The organism is Stenotrophomonas maltophilia group sp. SKK55, from assembly GCF_057179845.1.
Genome location: NZ_JBXUHP010000001.1, coordinates 76,496 through 95,058 on the forward strand (window position 1 = coordinate 76,496; position 18,563 = coordinate 95,058).

Below are 18,563 nucleotides of genomic sequence, written 5' to 3' on the forward strand. Positions count from 1 at the left end.
GGCCGGGCCCGGAGTTACGGGTTCCGCGTCAGAACTCGCCGCGGAACCAGGTCTTGAGCTTCTTGAACATGCTTCCAGCGCGCCCGGTCGGCAGCGACGGCCGCCGCGGGTGCTCGATCTGGCTGCCCATCAGCAGCAGGCCCACGCCGGTGGCGTGCACCGGGTTGCCGACCACTTCGCCCAGGCCGGTGACGTGCTGCGGGATGCCCACGCGCACCGGCATCTGCAGCATTTCCTCGGCCAGTTCGACCACGCCTTCCATCTTCGATGCGCCCCCTGTCAGCACCATGCCGGCGCGCACCAGTTCCTCGAAGCCGGAGCGGCGCAGTTCGGCCTGCACCATCTCGAAGATCTCCTCGTAGCGACCCTGCACGGCCTGCGCCAGCGAATGGCGCGGCATGCGGCGCGGCGGGCGGTCGCCGACCGACGGCACCTGGATGCTCTCCTCGGCCGTGGCCAGCTGGGCCAGGGCGCAGGCATAGCGCACCTTGATCTGCTCGGCTTCCGGGGTCGGTGTGCGCAGCATGTGCGCGATATCGTTGGTCACGTGGTCGCCGGCGATCGGCAGCGAGGCGGTGTGGCAGATCGCGCCCTGCACGAACACCGCGATGTCGGTGGTACCGGCGCCCATGTCGACCAGCACCACGCCCAGCTCGCGCTCGTCGGCGGTCAGCACCGCCACGCTGGAGGCCAGCGAGGACAGCACCAGGTCGTCCACCTGCAGGCCGCAGCGCTGCACGCACTTGCTGATGTTGGCCGCCGCCGACTGCGCGCACACCACCAGGTGCGCGTGCACTTCCAGGCGCACGCCGGTCATGCCGACCGGGTTGCGGATGCCTTCCTGCGAATCGTCCAGCACGTACTCGCGCGGAATCGCGTGCAGGATCTTCTGGTCGGCCGGGATCGCCACCGCCTTGGCCGCGTCGAGCACGCGATCCAGGTCGCCCCAGGTCACTTCACCGTCGCGGATCGGCACGATGCCCGGCGAGTTCTTGCACTGCACGTGGTTGCCGGAGATCGAGGCGTACACCGAACGGATCTCGCAGCCGGCCATCAGCTCGGCTTCTTCCACCGCACGCTGGATCGACTGCACGGTCGATTCGATGTCCACCACCACGCCACGTTTCAACCCGCGCGATTCGTGCGAGCCGATGCCGATCACTTCGATCGGGTTGCCCGGCGAATACTCGCCCACCAGCGCCACCACCTTGGAGGTGCCGATGTCCAGGCCAACGATCAGCGATTTGTCACCCTTGCGATTCATGTCCTTTCCTGCGTGCTTCTGGCCGGGGTCGCCGGCGTTTTCGCCGGCGTGGCCGGGGTACCCCAGCTCAGCGTGAAACCATTGGTGTAACGGAGGTCGGCGCGCTCGATCGGCGCGTCCTGTCGGTTGAGCTGCGGCAGCACCTTGACGAAGCGCTGCATGCGCGAGCGCGCGTCGTCACGGCCGACCACCACTTCGGTGCCGTTGCTCAGCACCAGCGACCAACTGCCGCGCGCATCCATCGTCACCCGGCGCACGTCGACGCCGGCCGGTGCGAACAAGGCACGCGAGTCGCTGTACAGCTTCATCACTTCCTGGGTCTGGCTGTCCGGGCCATCCAGCTCCGGCAGTTCCAGGTCTGACAGTTTCTTCGGCGTGGGGAACAGCTTGCCCTGCTCGGAGACCAGGCGGTCGTTGCCCCAGCGTGCGAACGGCTTGTGCTCGACCAGGGTCACTTCCAGCACATCCGGCCACTGCTTGCGTACCTGCGCGCTTTCCACCCACGGCAGCTTTTCCAGCGCGTCCTGCGCATCCTGCAGCTTGACCGCAAAGAAGCCGGCGCGCGCGTATGGCAGCAACACCTGCTGCAGCTGTTCGGCGGGCACCCGCTTGAACTCGCCATGCACGCGCAGCTTCGCCAGCGGCCAGCGCTCGGCGCCGACCCAGCCATTGACCACGGCCACCACCGGCAGTGCAACCACCGACAGTGCCAACAGCCAGACGAAGATGCGCAGCAGCGCGTTCATGCGTGCGCGGCCTCCAGGGTCTGTTCCAGCACGCGCCACACCAGTTCCTCGAAACCGATGCCGGCCTGGCGGGCCGCCTTGGGCACCAGCGAATGGCTGGTCATGCCGGGCGCGGTGTTCACTTCCAGCAGGAAGAAACGGCCGCTGGCCCGGTCACGCATCACGTCCACGCGGCCCCAGCCACGGCAGCCAGCGGCGCGGAATGCGGCCAGCGCGATGCGGCGGATCTCGTCTTCGTCGCCACCGTCCAGGCCCGGGCACAGGTACTGGGTGTCCTCGGCGATGTACTTGGCGTTGTAGTCGTACCACTGGCCCTTGGGCACGATGCGGATCGACGGCAGGGCAACATCGCCAAGGATGGCCACGGTCAGCTCATCGCCCACCACCATCTGCTCCATCAGCAACTGGCCGTCGTAGCGCGCGGCCAGGGCCACGGCCTCGTCCAGGCCGGCCTCGTCGGTGACCCGGCTGATGCCCACGCTGGAGCCTTCGTTGGCCGGCTTCACCACCACCGGCAGGCCCAGCTCGGCGGCCAGCGCATGCACGTTCGACGCGTCGACCTTGCGGTACTGCGGGGTCGGCAGGCCCAGCGACAGCCACACCTGCTTGGTGCGGATCTTGTCCATGCTCAGCGCCGAACCCAGCACGTCCGAGCCGGTGTACGGCACGCCGAAGGCGTCCATCAGGCCCTGCACGATGCCGTCCTCACCGCCACCGTTGTGGCCATGCAGGATGTTGAACACGCGGTCGATGCCACCGGCGGCGAGCGCGCTGGCCAGCGCCGGAATGCCATCGACGGCGAAGGCATCGACGCCGCGCGACTGCAGGGCTTCGAGCACGTTGCGGCCCGAATCCAGCGACACCTCGCGTTCGCTGGAACTGCCGCCGAGCAGCACGGCGACGCGGCCGAACACGGCCGGGTCGGTCACGCGCAGCGGCGGGAAAGTCAGCGCGCTCACGCCTGGCCCTCCGCCTGGAAGCCTTCCACCGCGATATGGGTGGCCACGGCACCGATGTCGCCGGCACCCATCATCAGCAGCAGGTCACCGTCCTGCAGCACGTCCGGCAGCACGCTGGCCAGCTCGGCGGCCTTGCCCACCACCACCGGCTCGCTGCGGCCGCGCGCGCGGATGGCGCGGGCCAGCGCATGCGAGTCAGCACCGGCAATGGGTTCCTCACCGGCCGGATAGACCTCGCTCAGCACCAGCGCGTCGACGCTGGACAGCACCGCGGCGAACTTGTCGAACTGGTCACGGGTGCGGCTGTAGCGGTGCGGCTGGAAGGCCACCACCAGGCGCTTGTCAGCCCAGCCGCCGCGGGCGGCGGCGAATACCGCCTCCAGCTCGCTCGGGTGATGGCCGTAGTCGTCGATGATGCGCACCTTGGCACCGCTGGCGGTGGTCACTTCGCCCAGATCATTGAAGCGGCGACCGACACCGGCGAAGCCTTCCAGCGCGCGCGCGATGGCGTCCGGTGCTACACCCAGCTGCCAGCCCACCGCGGCGGCGGCCAGCGCGTTGAGTACGTTGTGCCTGCCCGGCAGCGCCAGCACCACTTCCTGGCTGGTGCCCTGCGGCAGGCGCAGGGTGAAGCGCATGCGCGATCCTTCCTGCACCACGTTCTCGGCGCGCACGTCGGCCTGCGGGCTCATGCCGTAGCTCATCACGTGGCGCGGGGTCCTGGCGGCCAGCGCGGCCACTTCCGGATCGTCGATGCACAGCACCGCCAGGCCGTAGAACGGCAGGCGCTGCAGGAATTCGGCGAACGCCGCCTGCACGCGGGCAAAGTCGTTGCCGTAGTTTTCCAGGTGGTCGGCGTCAATGTTCGTGATGATCGACATCAGCGGGTTCAGGCGCAGGAAGCTGCCATCGCTTTCGTCGGCCTCGGCCACCAGCCACTGCCCACCGCCCAGCTTGGCGTTGGCACCGGCAGCCAGCAGCTGGCCACCGATCACGAACGTCGGGTCCAGGCCACCTTCGCTCAGCACCGCCGCGGTCAGGCTGGTGGTGGTGGTCTTGCCATGGGTACCGGCCACGGCGATGCCGCGGCGGAAGCGCATCAGCTCGGCCAGCATCGCTGCGCGCGGCATGATCGGAATGCGCTGGCTGCGCGCTTCCATCAGTTCCGGGTTGTCTTCGCGGATGGCACTGGAGACCACCACGCAGTCGGTGCCCAGCACGTTGGCTGCCGAGTGGCCGCGCATGATGCGCGCTCCCAGGCTGGCCAGGCGGCGGGTTGCCACGTTGTCGGCGTTGTCCGAGCCGGACACTTCGTAGCCCAGCGTCAGCATCACTTCGGCGATGCCACTCATGCCGGTGCCACCGATGCCGACGAAATGCACGCGCGGGAACGCGCGCACCAGGTCGTTGGTGTCGTGCAGGCGGCGGATCATGCGCGGCCTCGCGCAGGGCAGGCGCGGTGGCATGCCTTCTTCATACAGCTTCCTCGAGAATGATATCGGCGATGCGCTCGGCGGCATCGACCTTGGCCAGGGCACGCGCGGCTTGCGCCATCTGCATGCGGCGGGCGGGATTTTCGGACAGATCGCGCAGCAGTGCGGCAATGCCGTCGGCCAGCGTTCCGTCCTGCTTCAGCAACACCGCCGCGCCGCGCTCGACCAGGTACTCCGCATTGCGGGTCTGGTGATCGTCGACGGCAGCGGGGAATGGCACCAGCACGCTGCCGACGCCGGCCGCGCACAGCTCGGCCAGGGTCGACGCACCGGAGCGGCACACGACCAGATCGGCCCAGGCGAAGGCCTCGGCCATGTCGGCGATGAACGGGGTGATTTCCGCCTGCACGCCGGCCTTGGCATACGCCTCGACCGCCTCGGCATGCATCTTCTCGCCACTCTGGTGGCGCACCTGCACCGGCACGCCGGCACCCAGCGCGGCAATCGCCTGCGGCACGCCGGCATTGAGTGCGCGCGCACCCTGGCTGCCACCCACCACCAGCACGCGCAGCGGGCCGTTGCGGTCGGCGAAGCGCTGTTCCGGCGGGGCGATGGCGGCGATCTCCGCACGCACCGGGTTGCCCACGAACTCCTCGCGCTGGGCGAAGGTGCCCGGGAAGCCGGTCAGCAGCCGGCGCGCATAGCGCGACAGGATGCGGTTGGTCAGGCCGGGCGCACGGTTCTGCTCATGCACGATCAGCGGCAGGCCATGCAGGCGCGTGGCCATGCCACCCGGGCCGGAGGCGAAGCCACCGAAAGCCACCACCGCACGCGGCTGGCGTTTGCGGATGATCATGCCGGCCGCGCGCAGCGCACGCATCAGCCGCCATGGCGCCGCCAGCAGCGCCAGCTTGCCCTTGCCGCGCAGGCCGGTGATCGCCAGCGTGTCGATGGCGATGTCGTGCTGCGGCACCAGGCGGGTTTCCATCGCGCCTTCGGCGCCCATCCAGGTGACCGGCACGCCACGCTCGCGCAGCACGCGGGCCACGGCCAGGCCGGGGAAGATGTGACCGCCGGTACCACCGGCCAGGATCATCACCGGGCGCACCTTCTCGTTGGCTGCACTCATGACAGCCTCCCGAACGTCGGTTCGATGCGCGACTGCAGGCGGCTGGTGCCGCGCGCGGCGTTCGCCGCAGCGGCAGCCACCGGCTCGGCGCTCACCGGCACGCTGGCGACCGCCGGCGTGGCGGCGGGTTCCATCGGCTCGGCAGCGGTTTCTTCGGCGCCACCGATGCGCACGGCTTGGCGACGCTCGGCGCGCTTGAGCTCGTAGGACACGCGCAGCAGCAGGCCCATCGCCACGCAGGTCATCAGCACCGACGAGCCGCCGGAGGAGATCAGCGGCAGAGTCAGGCCCTTGGTCGGCAGGATGCCCAGGTTCACGCCGATCGAAACGAAGGTCTGCATGCTGATCCACAGGCCGATGCCGAAGGCGATGTAGCCGGAGAAGTGGCGCTTCATTTCCACGCAGCGCATGCCCAGCCAGAAGGTACGGCCGACCAGCAGCGCGTACAGCGCCACGATCACGCAGGTACCGAGGAAACCGAATTCCTCGGCGGTGACCGAGAAGATGAAGTCGGTATGCGCTTCCGGCAGGTAGTACAGCTTCTGCACCGAATTGCCCAGGCCGACGCCGGTCCACTCGCCACGGCCCACCGCCATCAGCGCGTTGGACAGCTGGTAGCCGTCGCCCTGCTGGTCGGCCCACGGGTCCAGGAACGAGGTGATGCGGCGCATGCGGTACGGCTCGATGATCGCCAGCGCGCTCATGCCGACCAGGCCGATGACCACCGGCATCGACATGCGCGGCATGTTCACCCCGCCCAGCACCAGCATGCCGGCGGTGATCGCCAGCAGCAGGGTCGAAGAACCGAAGTCCGGCTGCAGCAGCAGCAGCACCACCAGCGCACCGGCCACGCCCAGCGGCTTGAGCATCGCCGGCCAGGTCGCATTGACCTCGTCGCGGAAGCGCACCAGGTAGCTGGACAGCCAGACGATGTACAGCACCTTCACCGCCTCGACCGTCTGGAACTTGGAGATGCCCAGGTTGATCCAGCGGCGTGCGCCGTTGACCGTGCTGCCCAGGCCCGGCGCGAACACCGTCAGCAGCAGCACGAAGCAGCCCAGCAGCAGCATCTGGTTGTACTGCTCGATGGATTTCAGCTCGGTGCGGGCGGCGATGACCGCCAGCACGATACCCACCGCCAGGAAGATCAGGTGGCGGTTGAGGTAGTAGAACGGGCTGCTCATCAAGGCGATCGAGCTGGACGCCACCATCACCACGCCCACGCCGGTGAGCGCGATGATCGCGCCCAGCAGCCACTTGTCGTAGCTGCCTTCGATGGCTTCAAGGCGTGTTGCCTGGCGGGACAGGTCGTTCATCTCAGCGCACCTTCAACGTGGCCAGGCCGATCAGCACGAGCACGACGGAGATGATCCAGAAGCGCACGATCACGCGCGGCTCCGGCCAGCCCTTCAGTTCGAAATGGTGGTGGATCGGCGCCATGCGGAACACGCGCTTGCCGGTCAGCTTGAACGAGGCGACCTGGATCATCACCGACAGCGTTTCGATGACGAACACGCCGCCCATGATCACCAGCACCAGTTCCTGGCGGGTGATCACCGCGATCGTGCCCAGCACCGCCCCCAGCGCCAGCGCGCCGATGTCGCCCATGAAGACCATGGCCGGATAGGTGTTGAACCACAGGAAGCCCAGGCCGGCTCCGGCGATGGCCGCGCAGATGATGACCAGCTCGCCGGCGCCCGGGATCTGCGGGATCTGCAGGTAGTTGGCGAACACCACGTTGCCCGAGGCATAGGCGAACACGCCCAGCGCGCAGGCCACCAGCACGGTCGGCATGATTGCCAGGCCGTCCAGGCCGTCGGTCAGGTTCACCGCGTTGGAGAAGCCGACGATCCAGAAGTAGGCGATGGCCACGAAGCCGATGCCGGCCAGCGGCAGCGCGACCGACTTGAACATCGGGATGTAGAAGGTCAGCGCTGCCGGCACGTCGGCCGTGTAGAACAGGAACAGGCCCGCGGCCAGGCCGAAGATCGACTGCAGCAGGTACTTCCAGCGCGACTTCAGGCCGTTCGGGTCACGGCGGACGATCTTGATCCAGTCGTCATACCAGCCGATGGCGCCGAAGCACAGCATCACCGCCAGCACCAGCCACACGTAGCGGTTGCGCAGGTCCGCCCACATCAGCACCGACAGGGTGATGGTGAGCAGGATCAGCGAACCGCCCATGGTCGGCGTGCCGGCCTTGGAGAAATGGGTCTGCGGACCGTCCTGGCGGATCGGCTGGCCGCCCTTGAACTGGGCGAGCTTGCGGATCATCGCCGGGCCGAACCACAGCGACAGGAACAAGGCCGTCAGCGCGGCAAGGATGGCGCGGAACGTCTGGTAGTTGAACAGCCCGAACAGGCTCTCCAACTGCTGCAACCATCGAGCCAGTTCATACAACATGCGGGGATTCCTCTCCTTGCGCCAGCAGCGCTTTGACAATCGTGTCCATGGCGCTGCCACGGGAACCCTTGACCAGGCAGCGCACGCCGGCGTGCAGCTCGTCCTTCAGCGCCTGCGACAGCGCGTCATGGGTGGCGAAATGACGGCCGCCGTCGCCGAAGGCGGTGGCGGCGGCGGCACTGAGCGGGCCCAGCGCATACAGGCGCTTGAGGCCGGCGGCGCGTGCGCGGATGCCGGCCTGCGCATGCAGCGCCTCGGCATCCGGGCCCAGCTCGCGCATGTCACCCAGCACCAGCCAGCCCTCTTCCGGGGCAGTGGCCAGGGCATCGATGGCCGCAGCCAGCGAGCCGGGATTGGCGTTGTAGCTGTCGTCCACCAGCACCGCGCCGTTGCGCAGCTGATGGGCGATCTGGCGTCCCGGTACCGGCTGGGCCTCGGCCAGCCCGGCCGCAATCAGCGCCAGATCGACACCGGCGGCCAGCGCCAGGCTGGCGGCGGCCAGCGCATTGCTGACGTTGTGGCGACCCGGCAGGCCCAGCACCACGCGGGCTTCGCCGGTCGGTGCGACCAGGGTGAACTGGCTGCCCTGCGCACCGGCGCGGATGTCGCGCGCGGTCACGTCCGCCGAGTGTTCCAGGCCATAGCGCAGCACGCGGCAACGCGCCGGAGTGCCGACGAAGTGCTGTTCGAACCAGCGGCCGTAGGCATCGTCGGCGTTGATCACCGCCACGCCATCGGCCGGCAGCGCGGCATAGATCGCGCCCTTGGTCACCGCCACGCCGAGCAGGCTGCCCATCCGCTCCAGGTGGGCGGGGGCAATGTTGTTGACCAGCGCATAGCGCGGGCGGGCGATGTCGGTCAGGTAGGCGATATCGCCAGGCTTGCCAGCGCCCATCTCGTAGACGGCGTAGTCGGCATCTTCCGGCGCGTCGATCACCGCCAGCGGCAGGCCGATCTCGTTGTTGCGGTTACCCGGGTTGGCGTAGACCACCTTGTGCGCGTGCTGGGCCACCTGCTGCAGGATCGACAGCAGCAGGCTCTTCACGCTGGTCTTGCCATTGCTGCCGGTGATCGCGAACACCTCGGTGCCACGGTCACGCTGCATGCCGGTGGCGATCTTCGCCAGTGCCAGCTCGCTGTCGGCCACCAGTACCTGCGGCAGTTCGACCGGCAACAGGCGCTCGACCAGCAGCGCACTGGCACCGCGCGCCTGCGCGTCGGCAGCGAAGTCATGGCCGTCGAAACGCTCACCGCGCAGCGCCACATACAGGCTGCCCGGCCCCAGGTTGCGGGTGTCATTGCTGACCGCATCGATGGCCACGTCGTCGCCGTGGATCTCGCCACCGGCCCAGTGTGCGATCAGCGAAAGCAGGGTGCGCTTCATGCGGCGCCCTCCCCGGCCTGTGCCTGCAGAACACCGGCCTTGGCCGCCAGTGCAGCCGCAGCCACTTCGGTGTCGTCGAAGTCATGGCGCACGCCATTCACTTCCTGGTACGGCTCATGGCCCTTGCCGGCAATCAGGATGATGTCGCCGGCACCGGCTCGCTTCACCGCCAGGCCGATCGCACGCGCGCGGTTGCGCTGCACGGTCACGGCATCGGCGTGCTGGAAGCCGGCCAGGATGTCGGCCACGATCACGTCGCCATCCTCGCCACGCGGGTTGTCGTCGGTGACGATGACCTGGTTGGCCAGGCGCTCGGCAATCGCCGCCATCTGCGGACGCTTGCCGGTATCGCGCTCGCCACCGCAGCCGAACACACAGAACAGCGTGCCCTGCAGATGGCCGTGCAGGCTGTCCAGCGCCTGTTCCAGCGCGTCCGGGGTATGCGCGTAGTCGACCACCACGGTCGGCAGGCCGTCTTCGCCGCCGAGGCGGTTCATGCGGCCACGGATCGGCTGCAGCGCCGACAGCACCTCGGCGATGCGCGGCAGCGGCTGGCCCTGCGCGTGCAGGGTGCCGGCCACGGCCAGCAGGTTGTCCACGTTGAAGCGGCCCAGCAGCGGCGACTGCACCGCGGCACGCTGGCCGTCGATGACCAGCTCGAAGGCAATACCGCGCCCATCCAGCTGCAGCGCTTCGGCGCGCACGCTGGCGTCAGCGGCACCGCGCGAGCTCAGGCCGATCGGTTGCACGCCGGCAGGCAGGCCGGCGAACAGCTGGCGACCGAAGGCGTCGTCCAGGTTCACCACCGCCGCCTTCAGGCCCGGGCGATGGAACAGGCGCGCCTTGGCCGCGCCGTAGCTGGCCATGTCACCGTGGTAGTCCAGATGGTCGCGGGTGAGGTTGGTGAACACCGCCACGTCGTAGTGCACGGCATCCACGCGGCCCTGGTCCAGCGCGTGCGAGCTGACTTCCATCGCCACCGCGCGCGCGCCGGCGTCGCGCAGCTGTGCCAGCAGCGCATGCATCTGCAGTACCAGCGGCGTGGTGAATCCGGTCGGCTCGACCGCACCATAAAGTCCGGCGCCCAACGTGCCGATGCTGCCACTGGGCGTTCCGAGCAGGTGCCAGGCCTGGGCCAGCAGCTGCACGGTGGAGGTCTTGCCGTTGGTACCGGTCACCCCGACCATCGCCATCGCCCGCGACGGCGCGCCGTGGAACTGGTCGGCCATCGCCCCCATGCGCGCCCGCAGGCCCGGCACGGCGATCGCATCGGCCGGCGCCGGCAGCTCGGCCGGTGCCGGTGGCTCGAACAGGATGGCGCTGGCACCGGCCGCACGGGCCTGCTCGACAAAGCCCAGGCCATGCGCGCCGAAACCGGCGATGGCGACGAAGGCATTGCCGGGGCGCACGGCGCGGCTGTCCAGCACCAGGCCGGTCAGAACGGGATCATGGCCCGCCAGGGCCACGTCCGGAAGCAACTGCGAAAGCAACATCGAAGGACTCATTGCGTGCCTCCCGTAGCGGGCGGCGTCTGGGCTTGCGCGCTCGGCAGCGCGGCATCGAATTCAGCGGCGGCATCGACCGGCAGCGCGGTCTCGGCCGGCGGTGCGGGCAGGATCGAGGCCGAATGGCCGACCTTGCCCGACTGCTGTGCGGCCAGCCACGACTGCAGGTCATCCAGCGGCACGTCCATCAGGCGCAGGGTGCCTTCCATCACGTTGTGATAGACCGGCGCCGACACCAGGCCGCCGTAGAACTTGCCGGCCTGCGGATCGTTGATGACGATGACGGTGGCGAAGCGCGGGTTGGTGGCCGGCACCACGCCGGCAAACAGCGCGTTGTAATGGCCGCGCTCGTAACCACCCGGACCGGCCTTGCGCGCGGTGCCGGTCTTGCCGGCCACGCGGTAGCCCAGCACCGCCGCCTGCTTGGCGCCGCCCTGGGTGACCACCGTCTCCATCATCGCCACCACCTGCCTGGCGACGTTCTCGTCGATGATCTGCTGGCCTTCGTTGCGCTGGCCCTTGACGAAGGTCGGCGCGATCAGGCGCCCGCCGTTGGCCAGCGCCGAGTAGGCGGTGGCAATCTGCAGTGGCGTGACCGACAGGCCGTAGCCGTAGGACATGGTGGTCTTGGTGGTCCCCGACCAGCGCGCCGGACGCATTACCACACCGGCCGATTCACCCGGGAACCCGCTGTGCGGCGCCGAGCCATAGCCGAAGCGGCGCACGCCGTCGTAGAAGGTCTGGTCCGGCATCTTCGCCGCAACCTTGGCTGCACCCACGTTCGAACTGCGGGTGATCACGCCGGTCACGTTCAGCACGCCGTTGTTGCGTGGCACGTCGCGGATGGTGAAGCGACCCAGCGTCATGTAGCCCGGGTTGGTGTCGATGATGGTGTCCTTGGTCACCGCACCGGCCTGCAGCGCGGTGGCGATGGTCAGCGGCTTCATCGTCGAACCCGGCTCGACCAGGTCGGTCACCGCGCGGTTGCGGCGCGTATCAGGGATCGCGCCGGTCAACGAATTCGGGTTGTAGGTCGGCAGGTTGACCATGGCCAGGATCTCGCCGGTGGTCACGTCCATGATCACCATCGAACCGCCGGCCGCCTTGTTGGCCACCAGCGCGTTGCGCAGTTCCTTGAAGGCCAGGTACTGGATGCGGCGGTCGATACTGAGCGTCAGGTCCTTGCCCGGCTCAGCGGCACGCAGCAGATCGCTTTCGACGGTCTCCCCCTTGCGGTTGCGGATCACCCGCTTCGCACCGGGCTTGCCGCGCAGCCATTCGTCGAAGGCCAGCTCCAGGCCTTCCTGGCCGCGATCATCGATGTTGGTGAAGCCCAGCACGTGCGCCATCGCCTCACCCTGCGGGTAGAAGCGGCGGAACTCGCGCTGAGCCGCCACGCCCGGAATCTTCAGCGCGACCACCTTCTCTGCCTCGTCCGGATTGATCCGGCGACGCAGGTACATGAATTCCTTGTCCGACTTCTGCGACAGGCGGCTGCTCAGCTCATCCACCGACATGCCGACCGCCTGGGCCAGCTCGGGGATGCGCTCGGGCGAACGCAGCAGGTCCTGCGGGTTGACCCAGATCGAGGCAACCGGCGTGGATACCGCCAGCGGCTCGCCGTTGCGGTCGGTGATCATGCCGCGCGAGGTCTTGATCGGCAGCTCGCGCAGGTAGCGGGCCTCACCCTGGCGCTGGTAGAAGTCGCTGTTGATGATCTGCACGTAGGCCGCGCGACCGACCAGCGACACCGAGCACAGGCCAAGCGCCAACGCCACCCAGCGCAGGCGCTGGCGCAGGTTGAAGGCATTGCGTGGACGGTTGCGACCGGCCTTGCTCATGGGCGCACCACCACGATGTCGGCGGCCTCGGGGAACTTCATGCCGAGCTTCTCGCGGGCGATGCGATCGACACGGTTTGCTTCGGCCAGGGTGGCCTGTTCCAGCTGCAGGCGGCCGAATTCCAGGTTGATGTCATCGCGCTTGCGCTCGGCGCGCGACAGCTCGATGAACGTCTGCCGATGACGGTGACGCACGAACACGACGCCGATCGCCGAGGCCACGGTGCAGGCCAACAGGATGATCAGCAGCAGCCGGCTCATGCGTCGGCCTCCCGCTTCTGGGCCACGCGCAGCACGGCGCTGCGGGCGCGCGGGTTGGCGGCCAGCTCTTCGTCGGTGGCCTTGATTGCCCCACCGATCAGGTCCAGCGTCGGCACGAACGCAACGGCCTCGGGCAGGCGGCGGTTGGCCGGCGGCGCCTTGGCCAGGCGGTTCATGTACTGCTTGACGATGCGGTCTTCCAGCGAGTGGAAGCTGATCACCGCCAGACGGCCACCGGGCTTGAGCCGTTCCACCGCCGCATCGAGCCCTGCTTCCAGATCGGCCAGCTCGCGGTTGATGTGGATGCGGATGGCCTGGAAGCTGCGCGTGGCGGGATGGATCTTGTCCTTTCCACGCGGCATCACCGAGGCAATCAGCTCGGCCAGTTCGGCGGTGCGGGTGAACGGCTGCTTCTCGCGGCGGGCCACGATGGCGCGGGCGATGCGCCGGCTCTGGCGCTCTTCGCCGTAGGTCCACAGCACATCGGCGATCTCGCGCTCTTCCACGCGGTTGATCCACTGCGCGGCGCTTTCACCGCTGTCCGGGTCCATGCGCATGTCCAGCGGGCCGTCCTTGCCGAAGCTGAAGCCACGTTCGGCCACGTCCAGCTGCGGCGACGACACGCCCAGGTCGAACAGTACGCCGTCCAGGCCTTCGGCCGTCGCATCCCACTGCAGCAGCTGGGCGAAGCTGCCACGGAAGATGGACACGCGCGGGTCCGGCGCGAAATCACGCTCGGCAACGGCGATGGCTTCCGGATCCTTGTCCATGACCAGCAGGCGCCCCTCGGGACCGAGCTGGGTGAGCACGCCACGTGCATGACCGCCACGACCGAACGTGCCATCCAGATAACGTCCGTTTTCGATCACCCTCAGGCCTTCAAGGACCTGGGTGTACAGGACCGGCAGGTGCACCGCCGGCGACTGCGACACCGGAAGGTGACCGGCCTGCGCTTCTGGGCGCATCCGGGCACCCCGGCTCACAACTTCAGGTCGAGCAACCCATCACCCAGATCCTCGTCAGACAACGTCTGCTGGATCAGGGCCCGATGCGCCTGCTCGCTCCACAATTCGAACTTGTCGCCCATGCCGAGCAATACCGCCTTCTTCTCAATGCCCACCGCACCGCGGTGGCTGGCGGGGATGCTGATGCGACCGTTGCCGTCCAGCTCCAGATGGGCGGCCGAGCCGACCAGCTTCTGCTGCAACAGGCGCACGACGCGCTGGGTGTTGGGCTTGGACATCACATCATCGCGGACCCGCTCCCATTCCGACTCTGCATACAGCCACAGGCAGCCGGCTTCGAACGGGTTGTAGGTCAGCACGAGACGGTTGTTGCTGGCGCGCGCGACGAGGTCGCGGTAAGCGGTGGGAACCGCCATGCGCCCCTTGTCGTCAACTGTGATGGCCGTCTCGCCCTGGAACACGACGCCTGCACCTTGTCCTTCGCCCGGTGAAACATTGAACCACGAAAACCCACAAAACACCCGGATTTCCCTCTGATGCCCACCTTAGCAGCGGGCCGAGGGTTGTCAACAACTTTTCAGCAGGGAAATCGCCAGCCGCATCAATGGCTTGCAACAACCTTTAGAGAATTGTTCAAGGCTTATCCACAAGTTGCTGATCCGTCTCAATTTTTGAGATTGAACGGAAGTTCAGGGGCGTGGACGGGGCGTGAAACATCGGCCGCGCATTCATCAGAGCCGGGCCGGAAACGGCGCCAGACTGCGCAAACCGTGCACAATGACGCCATGTGCCTGCTCGCTCTTGGCTGGATGCACCACCCGCGCTGGCGGCTGGTGATGGCCGGCAACCGTGATGAGTTCCACGCCCGCCCCACCGCAGCGCTGGCCCCCTGGCAGGATGAGACTTCCGTCATCGGGGGACGCGACCTGCGCTCCGGCGGTGGCTGGGCCGGGGTCGGCGCCTCGGGCCGGATGGCGGTGGTCACCAACGTCCGCGACCCGCTGGTGGCCCAGACCGGACCGTCGCGGGGCGCGCTGGTGGCCGACTTCCTGCGCGGCCGCGACCCGGCCGCCGTGCATATTGATCGCTTGGCAACCGTGGCCAGTGCCTACGCCCCATTCAATCTGTTGCTGGCCGATGGCGACAGCCTGGAGTACCTGGGCAACCATCCCGCCGAACGGCAGACGCTTGGCCCGGGCGTGCATGGCATGTCCAACGGTGCGCTGGACGCGCCCTGGCCGAAGACCCGGCGGTTGATGACGGCGCTCTCGGCCTGGCTGGATGAGGACGGGGTCAGATCTCTTTCGCAAAGCGAAAGGGATCTGACCCCGGACCTGACCCCGCTATGGACCGCGCTGGCCGACGAACACCGCCCCGCCGACAGGGACCTCCCCGACACCGGCATCGGCCTGGAACGCGAGCGCTGGCTGAGCCCGGCCTTCATCCGCGGCGACGACTACGGCACCCGTGCCAGCACCGTGCTGCTGATCGATGCCGACGGCCACGGCGAGATCCACGAGCACCGCTTCGGCCCGCAGGGTGTCTCCAGCGGACAGAACCACGTCATATTCTGACCCGGTCGTGCCGGCCGCTGGCCGGGTTCTCCTGCCGGCACGACCTGCACGCCGTTGTCGCCATCGACGCGGCGGCAGGCGTCATCGCAACAGGCCTGAAACGTCATTCAGCTTCCAGCGGCGACCGCGATCCGCCCGTGCCGCAGGGGTCCCGGCATTGCAGCCCGCCCACTGTGTCCTTTTCGCATTTGGCACTGTGTCTATAAATGTCGGCCCTGACCTCCCAGGGTGGTCGCGCCCGGCATCACGCCGCGCGATCGACCGCAACCACAAGGAGGCCCCATGCGCCGCATCCTCATCCTGCTCGCCACCCATCTGCTCACCCTCGGCCTGGGCTTCGGCCTGGGCGTCTATCTGCTGCCAATCCTGATCGCCCCCGATGACCCGCCGGTCGCTCAGGTACAGGCCGCGATGAAAGACGCCACCTACCGCACCACCTTCCGCCGCGACCTCAAGGGCAGCGATGCGGTGCACTGGGCCGAAGGCAAGGTCAGCGTCAGCGCCACCCAGGTCGCCTTCGACGGCAAGATGGGACCGGGCCCGGATTACAAGGTCTACCTGGTCCGCGACTTCGTCGACAACAAGGCCGACTTCCTGAAGATCAAGGCGCAGGCCCAGCGCATCGGCGAGGTAAAGACCTTCAACCGCTTCCTGGTCGAGGTGCCCGCGAACGTGGACGTGGACGACTACACCACGGTGGTGGTGTGGTGCGAGCGCTTCTCGCAGTTCATTTCCGCCGGGCAGTACCGCACGCCGGGCTGAACAACATCCCGAGCGTCTGGACGGAAAGCAGCCGAGCATGGCTCGGCTGTACTGTAGAGCCGAGCCGTGCTCGGCTTACCGGAAAAAGAGGCGGAGCCGGCCGATAAGCCGGGTTCTGTCGTGGACAGTCATTCCTCTAGGCGTTACGTCACCGCAACGCTCAAGCAACCTACCCGGATCCAACGCGGGCCGCGCCAAAGGATCCCTATTTGGTCTTGCTCCAGGTGGGGTTTGCCGTGCCGGTCTGTTGCCAGACTCGCGGTGCGCTCTTACCGCACCATTTCACCCTTACCGGCCTTCCGAAGAAGACGTAGGCGGTATCTTTCTGTTGCACTTTCCGTCGGCTTGCGCCGCCCAGGCGTTACCTGGCACCTTGCCCTATGGAGCCCGGACTTTCCTCGGCACCCCCGAAGGGATGACGCGACTGTCTGGCCGGCTCCGCCAGCGCGTATTCTAGCGTACGCACGCCCTTCCTGCCGTGCCGATCGCGGCGGCCGGTTCATCCACGCGTGGCGTGGCTCTAGCGGCCCTTCGCCCTCGCCATCACCACCGCCCGCGACTCCAGCACCACACCTACGATCAATTCCCGCACCTGCGGTTGCGAACCGTCCCATTCAATGCGGCGAACGCGCACGTCCACGCGATCGCCAGGCGCGTGGGCTTTCAACGCTTGGCCGACACCGAAGACGGTCTTCACTCGGGTACCCGCCACGGCCAGCACCTCATCCCCCTTGCGCAGGCCGGCGCGATGGGCCGGACCCTCGTCAGGCTCGGATTCGATCACGGTCGCGCCCCCCATCTGAACGCCGAGGACCGGGCGCAGCGCGTCGCTACGCGAATCCCCTTCCCCGGCCTGCTCGCGCGCCAATTCGGTGGCGCCCAGCAGTGCATCGTCCAACCCCGCATCGAAATAGGGCGCGTTGTCCACGAATGCGGCGCATTGCCACGACGCGCGCTCGGGCACCGGCTCGCGCCTCGCACGCAGGGCCTGCCGCAGGTCGCGCCATTGCGCCGCGCTGACGTACCGCTGCTGGCTGTTCACCAACTGCTGGTAGGCCGCCTCGATCTGCGCGTGGTTGTCGGCCCCCACCTGCAGACATGCCTCGTAGCTCTCCAACGCGTCACGTGCCGCGCGGTAGGTCAGGTAATTGCCGTAATCGCGAACCGACTGCAGCCGATTGAACTCGACCAACCCCGGATCGAACAGCAGGTAGCCGACATAGTCCGGGCCCAGATCGGCTTCGGTAATGGCTGCAGGTGGCGGCGCTTCAGCTGCAGGAGCTGGCACATCGGCCAGTGCGAACAGCAGGAACAGTCCCTTTTCAAACATCTGTCTTTCCTCCCTGAAGGAAATTTGAGAGCTTCGCCCCTTAGCCCCCCGGAATTCGGCCGCTGCCGTGTTCCAGCGTCCCAGTCTGTGAACGAGCCATGCAGGTCTGTACGCCCTTTCAGGACTTTTCGCCCAGCTCCCGGCGAAGATCGTCGACCAACCGCTTTCTGCTGCTACGGTCATACTCGGCCGGCGAAAACGGCATCGACGCACGCGCATAATCGTCGATCAATGCCAGCAGCGCCTGCCTGTCGACACGCGCGTCGAGAGGCGTGTGGGTGTCACTGGCGAGTGCGACCAGTTGTTCCTGGAGCAGCTCCTTTCTTGCGATGCCGGCGCCGGTGGACGGATCTGCGATACACAGACCGAAGGTCCCGTTGAAGAAGTGCGGGAGCAGCAGTTGCGCCTTGTCGTGCGCAGCGTTGGCATCCCCAAGCACGGCTGTCATGTAGCCCTCGAGCTCCTGCAGCAGAACGTCGACCACAGCCGCCCGCTCACTGCCCGGTGGTGCATGATCGGCGATGCGTGTCCAGCGTGCGCAATCGGTACGGAAGTACTCCCCCACAAGGTCTTCGCTGATGGGAATGGAGCCGAACACTGCAGACCGGATGGTGCCTTCCTCGCAGGTGTAGGTGGGCTGCGGCACCGCGCCCACTGCAATCAGGCGACTGAGTCTTTCTTCTGACACATTGCAGAATGCGGCGAACGCATCCTTTGGCAGGAAATGAGCTTGAAGGTAGGCTGTCAATGCCATCTCGAACAATTACTCCCAAGTGGGGGATGAAGAGGCGTGTGCCGGAGCGTCTTCGCCCAAGCCAGGCGTTTGAGGACATCCCGAGCACCGGTCCTCACGCGTCAGAGGCCTCGGAAATGGGGTCACACTACGGACACCCTTCCGCATCGGGAGTATCCGCACGGGCTCGACTGATCTCAATGTCGCTCTACAGGACGTCCCGTCATGCCAAAGGCTGCTGGGTTCGTACGATCATCAGTGGGTCGATCATTGAT

The 18,563-nt window shown here is 67.5% G+C and carries 16 protein-coding genes, 1 other RNA gene and 1 pseudogene; 2 read left to right on the forward strand and 16 right to left on the reverse strand.

Features of this window, described 5'->3' with window-relative positions:
* Positions 1–28 precede the first annotated feature (28 nt).
* The 13 genes and pseudogenes from ftsA to mraZ form a co-directional block, all read right to left on the reverse strand.
* Entirely contained in the window at positions 29–1,264 is a 1,236-nt protein-coding gene (ftsA, locus tag AC2A1N_RS00355; protein WP_005408083.1) for a cell division protein FtsA, read from the reverse strand.
* A 68-nt stretch (positions 1,265–1,332) separates the two neighbouring features.
* Positions 1,333–2,010 (reverse strand): annotated as a pseudogene (locus AC2A1N_RS00360) (cell division protein FtsQ/DivIB); the annotation flags it as partial.
* Positions 2,007–2,969: a D-alanine--D-alanine ligase gene (locus AC2A1N_RS00365; protein ID WP_061478390.1), complete on the reverse strand. Its 963-nt coding sequence runs from the start codon at positions 2,967–2,969 to the stop codon at positions 2,007–2,009. The pseudogene AC2A1N_RS00360 and the gene AC2A1N_RS00365, both read right to left, overlap by 4 nt.
* On the reverse strand, positions 2,966–4,402 hold the full coding sequence (gene murC, locus AC2A1N_RS00370; RefSeq protein WP_061478391.1) for a UDP-N-acetylmuramate--L-alanine ligase: 1,437 nt from the start codon (positions 4,400–4,402) through the stop codon (positions 2,966–2,968). The genes AC2A1N_RS00365 and murC overlap by 4 nt, the downstream gene beginning before the upstream one ends.
* Before the next feature lie 40 nt (positions 4,403–4,442).
* A complete protein-coding gene (murG, locus tag AC2A1N_RS00375; RefSeq protein ID WP_005415293.1) occupies positions 4,443–5,531 on the reverse strand; it encodes an undecaprenyldiphospho-muramoylpentapeptide beta-N-acetylglucosaminyltransferase in 1,089 nt (362 codons plus the stop codon).
* A complete protein-coding gene (gene ftsW / locus AC2A1N_RS00380) occupies positions 5,528–6,847 on the reverse strand; it encodes a putative lipid II flippase FtsW (RefSeq protein ID WP_242891033.1) in 1,320 nt (439 codons plus the stop codon). The genes murG and ftsW overlap by 4 nt, the downstream gene beginning before the upstream one ends.
* A gap of 1 nt (position 6,848) precedes the next feature.
* Positions 6,849–7,934 (reverse strand): phospho-N-acetylmuramoyl-pentapeptide-transferase, encoded by a 1,086-nt coding sequence (gene mraY / locus AC2A1N_RS00385; protein ID WP_061478394.1) that lies wholly within the window; start codon positions 7,932–7,934, stop codon positions 6,849–6,851.
* A complete protein-coding gene (locus AC2A1N_RS00390) occupies positions 7,924–9,318 on the reverse strand; it encodes a UDP-N-acetylmuramoyl-tripeptide--D-alanyl-D-alanine ligase (protein ID WP_061478395.1) in 1,395 nt (464 codons plus the stop codon). Before AC2A1N_RS00390 ends, mraY begins: the two co-directional genes overlap by 11 nt.
* Entirely contained in the window at positions 9,315–10,823 is a 1,509-nt protein-coding gene (locus AC2A1N_RS00395) for a UDP-N-acetylmuramoyl-L-alanyl-D-glutamate--2,6-diaminopimelate ligase (RefSeq protein ID WP_061478396.1), read from the reverse strand. The genes AC2A1N_RS00390 and AC2A1N_RS00395 overlap by 4 nt, the downstream gene beginning before the upstream one ends.
* Positions 10,820–12,664: a peptidoglycan D,D-transpeptidase FtsI family protein gene (locus tag AC2A1N_RS00400; protein ID WP_099495697.1), complete on the reverse strand. Its 1,845-nt coding sequence runs from the start codon at positions 12,662–12,664 to the stop codon at positions 10,820–10,822. The genes AC2A1N_RS00395 and AC2A1N_RS00400 overlap by 4 nt, the downstream gene beginning before the upstream one ends.
* Positions 12,661–12,924 carry a cell division protein FtsL gene (gene ftsL / locus AC2A1N_RS00405; RefSeq protein ID WP_005415286.1) on the reverse strand — a complete coding sequence of 88 codons (264 nt, stop codon included), beginning with the start codon at positions 12,922–12,924 and terminating at the stop codon, positions 12,661–12,663. The genes AC2A1N_RS00400 and ftsL overlap by 4 nt, the downstream gene beginning before the upstream one ends.
* Positions 12,921–13,889, reverse strand: coding sequence for a 16S rRNA (cytosine(1402)-N(4))-methyltransferase RsmH (rsmH, locus tag AC2A1N_RS00410; protein ID WP_049413117.1), 969 nt, complete (start codon positions 13,887–13,889; stop codon positions 12,921–12,923). Before rsmH ends, ftsL begins: the two co-directional genes overlap by 4 nt.
* A gap of 14 nt (positions 13,890–13,903) precedes the next feature.
* Positions 13,904–14,350 (reverse strand): division/cell wall cluster transcriptional repressor MraZ, encoded by a 447-nt coding sequence (mraZ, locus tag AC2A1N_RS00415; protein ID WP_004143635.1) that lies wholly within the window; start codon positions 14,348–14,350, stop codon positions 13,904–13,906.
* A 324-nt stretch (positions 14,351–14,674) separates the two neighbouring features.
* On the opposite strand from mraZ, the gene AC2A1N_RS00420 reads away from it, so the two are divergent.
* Both AC2A1N_RS00420 and AC2A1N_RS00425 read left to right on the forward strand, forming a co-directional pair.
* Positions 14,675–15,463: an NRDE family protein gene (locus tag AC2A1N_RS00420; RefSeq protein WP_484371206.1), complete on the forward strand. Its 789-nt coding sequence runs from the start codon at positions 14,675–14,677 to the stop codon at positions 15,461–15,463.
* Positions 15,464–15,745: 282 nt separating this feature from the next.
* Complete coding sequence (locus tag AC2A1N_RS00425) at positions 15,746–16,225, forward strand: DM13 domain-containing protein (protein ID WP_005415283.1); 480 nt, start codon at positions 15,746–15,748, stop codon at positions 16,223–16,225.
* An 88-nt stretch (positions 16,226–16,313) separates the two neighbouring features.
* Here the strand turns inward: AC2A1N_RS00425 and rnpB are convergent.
* The 3 genes from rnpB to AC2A1N_RS00440 all read right to left on the reverse strand — a co-directional run bounded on the left by rnpB (position 16,314) and on the right by AC2A1N_RS00440 (position 18,309).
* Positions 16,314–16,665, reverse strand: an RNA gene (rnpB, locus tag AC2A1N_RS00430) — RNase P RNA component class A.
* 80 nt (positions 16,666–16,745) lie between these two features.
* A complete protein-coding gene (locus tag AC2A1N_RS00435; protein ID WP_484371208.1) occupies positions 16,746–17,555 on the reverse strand; it encodes a PDZ domain-containing protein in 810 nt (269 codons plus the stop codon).
* Between the two features lie 118 nt (positions 17,556–17,673).
* Positions 17,674–18,309, reverse strand: a complete 636-nt coding sequence (locus tag AC2A1N_RS00440; protein ID WP_484371210.1) for a DUF6058 family natural product biosynthesis protein — start codon at positions 18,307–18,309, stop codon at positions 17,674–17,676.
* Positions 18,310–18,563 lie beyond the last annotated feature (254 nt).